This window comes from Bacteroides reticulotermitis JCM 10512 (assembly GCF_000517545.1).
In the GTDB taxonomy this organism is placed as follows: Bacteria; Bacteroidota; Bacteroidia; order Bacteroidales; family Bacteroidaceae; genus Bacteroides; species Bacteroides reticulotermitis.
The window spans coordinates 1-3,482 of the sequence record NZ_BAIV01000067.1; the positions used below are offsets into that span (position 1 = coordinate 1).

A 3,482-nucleotide genomic window follows, 5' to 3' on the forward strand; every position below is an offset into this window, starting at 1 on the left:
CTTATCAAAACTTATTAATTATCAAAACTATTCATTGTATTATTGTATATCAATATGTTACAAAATAATAGTTTGGATAATATTTCCTCACTAAAGCCCAACAAGGGTTAGAAGTTCCATGTTTTCTGGCTTTTTCCATTTTTTATCTTGAGATTTAGTAATAGTGTCTTCCAATGTATCTATCGCCTTTTTCTTCTGTTCTTCAGTCACATCCTCGTATATCATAGTTGTAGAGAGATTGCGATGTCCAAGAAGTTCCTTTATTTCAACAATATTGATATTATCCTCTCGCCAATGGGTAGCCATACTGTGCCTCCAAAGATGGCTGTGTAGATCCAAAGGCACATCAGGACAGATTTCATGTGCTTTGGCTGCATACAATCTGAGACGTTTTGCAATTGCCGGTTGTGTTAATTTCCCCATACATCCTTTACATGGAGAATAGAATAATAAAGAATCTTTATCGGGTCTATCTCCATGAAAAACTCTAAGGTAGAGTCTCAACCATTCGACAAGGTCATCATGCAGGTAGATTGACCTGAAACCACCTCCTTTTCCACATAATATTACATATGGGTCTTTAACGTTGTCAAGCACTATATCTTTGACTGTCAAAGAGAGTACTTCGTTCAGACGCGCTGCAACCCCATAGCTGAGCATCATTAGAGCCAAATCCCGTAAACCTATTTTCGTAGTTGTATCAGGTACTGCAAAAATAGCCTTTACCGCATTCCGTGTCATGGCATGTACAATGCGTTTTACCTTCCGCATTGGTTTTATAAACTCCGAAACTGCCATATAAATATAAGCATACTCCGGCATCTGACCACTAATATATTTTGTCAGATTTTTAATAGCAGCCATTCTTATATTGCAAGTTGTGGCACTGACGTGTCGCTCTTTTTTCAACCATATCAGCCATTGCGATAAGACCTCAACAGAGAAACATTCCGGAGTAAGGGTAAACGCTGTAATGCCTCTTTCTGACTGTAAGTATCTGAGAAATATGGACAATGACAGTTTGTAGGAACGTAGTGTGTGTGCACTTGTTGTTTTTACGGATGGTAAAAATGTGGTGTGCCAGTCATAAATCAATTTAGCTATTTTACGATTTTGAGTGGTTAATGTGCCACTAGATTTAGATGTTTTCTTCATTATATTCAGGCTTTTGAGGTAATAGTTCACTAAATTTTTTAGCGCAATTGCATTTGAGCTTATCCGTTAGCATCGGGGTAAGATGAAAATAGCCAAAAGTACTTTGTATATTTCTGTGCCCCATGCTACGGGAAAGGAACAAGAGCTTGCCGCTCAATTCGTATCCGTGATCCTCCCATTTAGAAATATTGGAAATGGCATAGAAACTACGTAAATCGTATTCAACAGCCTTTTCATTGCTAACTTTAGACCATATCTTGTTAAAGGAAGTGCATGCCCAACGTATCTTGCGTGGCTCATCTTTCATATCAGGAAAAAGATAAATCCGATTAGGCATTACTTTCTCCATAGCTTGGTTATAACGTTGAAGTAATTGTAACATAGAATCATGAAGACAATGCCATGTTCATCAATGCTTTTGGATTTTATGATTTTCACGATACCAGACTCGAAATTAACGTTAGAACATTTTAGCCACCTGACTTCACATGTACGCATCCCGGAACTGTACAACAGACGAAAGTAAACAGGAAGTTGTAATCGGTTTAACAGGGTTGTTGTACACCTTCGTTCTTGATATGAGCGTATTACAGAAGAGTCACATTCTTTAAAAAATGCAGAAAGTTCATCCTGTGTAAAAAAGTGCGGTACATAAGATTTGGCTTCAAAAATAGGCAAAGGCAAAGGATCTAAGGTTGACCAGCCTCTTTTATTGGCATATTTGAGAAAACTTCGGATAGGTGTCGTCCTTGATATACAAGTATTGTTCCTTTCCGTTTCCCTGCGTCTGCACCAGTCCAGCATATCCACTGTCAATTCCTCACAAGATGGGTAGTTAGCAACAATATATCTGTCGAAGTGATGCAGGTTGTAGTCATAGGTCGTATTCCATCGACCGGACGCAATGCGAATGGCAACAAATTCTTCGAACTTTTGGGATAGTTTAGATTTGAATGGATATTTCATATGTCAAAAAGGTTAAAGGGTACAGTGTAAGAGGATATGTCAAGAGCGCATTCCTTGAGATGCTCATGGTCGGCATCTGCATAAAACTTGAGAGACTCGGGAGACATATGTCCAGTTAGAGATGACACGACTGAACATTCAACTCCACACGAAAGGAGATAAGTCACAAAATGATGGCGGAAAAGGCGGACACCTTTGCATCCTCCTTTATCTCTAACATGCGCACATTTGAAAATTTTCATCACAATATGGGCAATCTTTTTGTATGGTGTGTGGGGATTTTTCGAGGGAATAAATATCGTATTAATATCTGATTCAGCCCTTTCGGTAGTGATATAATCAAAAAGAGAATTTCCCGTAACCGCATTTAAAGGTAATGTAAGAGGATAATCTGTTTTTGATTGGATTAGAGTAATTATGTCTTTTCTCCAATCTATATTGTCAAAACGCATAGCTGTTATGTCAGAACCTCGCAGTCCATAAAAATACAGAAGCCATCCTATCGTACGTTCTTTTAAAGACAAGGTGTTGTCGGGATTTTCAAGATACTTCCGAATACAGTCAGACTCATCTTTTGAAAGAAATTCAAAATTCTTGTATGCCTTTGGAATATTTGGCAAAAAGTTGAGTATGTAATCAGCCTGTTCAGCCTGTTTCGGTTCACGTAATCTAAGAATTTTCATTAACGCCCTTATATGGCCTAAATAACCAATCCCTCTGATTTGCTTGATACCATCGTGAAAAAAAGAACAAATCATTTTAGGTGTAGCTTCTTCCAATACTTCCGCACCGTTATCTTGAAAATGTTTGTAAAATAGAATAGCGCAAAGATACTCTATCCTAACCGTATTCTTACGTTTCCCAGTACACATACCATTCTCTAAATGGTATATAGCCAATGATTTGTAATAGTCATTGAGATTGTCAAAACCATTTGTGACGTAAATAAATCCCGTATAATTACCATCAGGATATTTACCGTACAAATCAAAATTCTTCAGTTGCCCAAGACTCCTTCTTAAGGACTTGAAACGATAACTTTCAGGAGTAAGTCCTTGCTCTTGTACCTCCTGAAAAAATAAATCTTCGTAGGTAGTGATATTGGAAGAGCTACCTTTAATTAGAACCAATTCGATACATTTTTCGATACTACGCTGTTTATTGGCGCAGTATCCTACTTTGGATAAATAATCCATTAACAAATGTTGTTTGAGTTTAAGATTTGACATGTCCATAACACTATGATGATTTTAATGATATGTACAATATGCAAATTTTATCCAAACTCGCAATGCCTATATACGTAAATTACAACTCATTATAGATAAAGTTTTGATAATTAATAAGTTTTGATAAGTTAC

The 3,482-nt window shown here is 37.0% G+C and carries 4 protein-coding genes; all 4 read right to left on the bottom strand.

Annotated features, from left to right (window positions below):
• Positions 1 to 90: 90 nt before the first annotated feature.
• From JCM10512_RS20810 to JCM10512_RS21735, 4 genes are read right to left on the bottom strand one after another with little or no spacing between them, the layout of a single operon-like run.
• A complete protein-coding gene (locus tag JCM10512_RS20810; protein WP_044165838.1) occupies positions 91 to 1,155 on the bottom strand; it encodes a tyrosine-type recombinase/integrase in 1,065 nt (354 codons plus the stop codon).
• Positions 1,139 to 1,504, bottom strand: coding sequence for a site-specific integrase (locus tag JCM10512_RS21730; RefSeq protein WP_148298517.1), 366 nt, complete (start codon positions 1,502 to 1,504; stop codon positions 1,139 to 1,141). The genes JCM10512_RS20810 and JCM10512_RS21730 overlap by 17 nt, the downstream gene beginning before the upstream one ends.
• Positions 1,492 to 2,121, bottom strand: a complete 630-nt coding sequence (locus JCM10512_RS25200; RefSeq protein ID WP_148298518.1) for a tyrosine-type recombinase/integrase — start codon at positions 2,119 to 2,121, stop codon at positions 1,492 to 1,494. The genes JCM10512_RS21730 and JCM10512_RS25200 overlap by 13 nt, the downstream gene beginning before the upstream one ends.
• Positions 2,118 to 3,317: a tyrosine-type recombinase/integrase gene (locus tag JCM10512_RS21735; protein ID WP_158332253.1), complete on the bottom strand. Its 1,200-nt coding sequence runs from the start codon at positions 3,315 to 3,317 to the stop codon at positions 2,118 to 2,120. The genes JCM10512_RS25200 and JCM10512_RS21735 overlap by 4 nt, the downstream gene beginning before the upstream one ends.
• Positions 3,318 to 3,482 lie beyond the last annotated feature (165 nt).

Coding starts and splice junctions, on each gene's coding strand:
- JCM10512_RS20810 (WP_044165838.1), bottom strand. CDS start 1,155: ATGAAGAAAACATCTAAATCTAGTGGCACATTAACCACTCAAAATCGT.
- JCM10512_RS21730 (WP_148298517.1), bottom strand. CDS start 1,504: ATGGAGAAAGTAATGCCTAATCGGATTTATCTTTTTCCTGATATGAAA.
- JCM10512_RS25200 (WP_148298518.1), bottom strand. CDS start 2,121: ATGAAATATCCATTCAAATCTAAACTATCCCAAAAGTTCGAAGAATTT.
- JCM10512_RS21735 (WP_158332253.1), bottom strand. CDS start 3,317: ATGGATTATTTATCCAAAGTAGGATACTGCGCCAATAAACAGCGTAGT.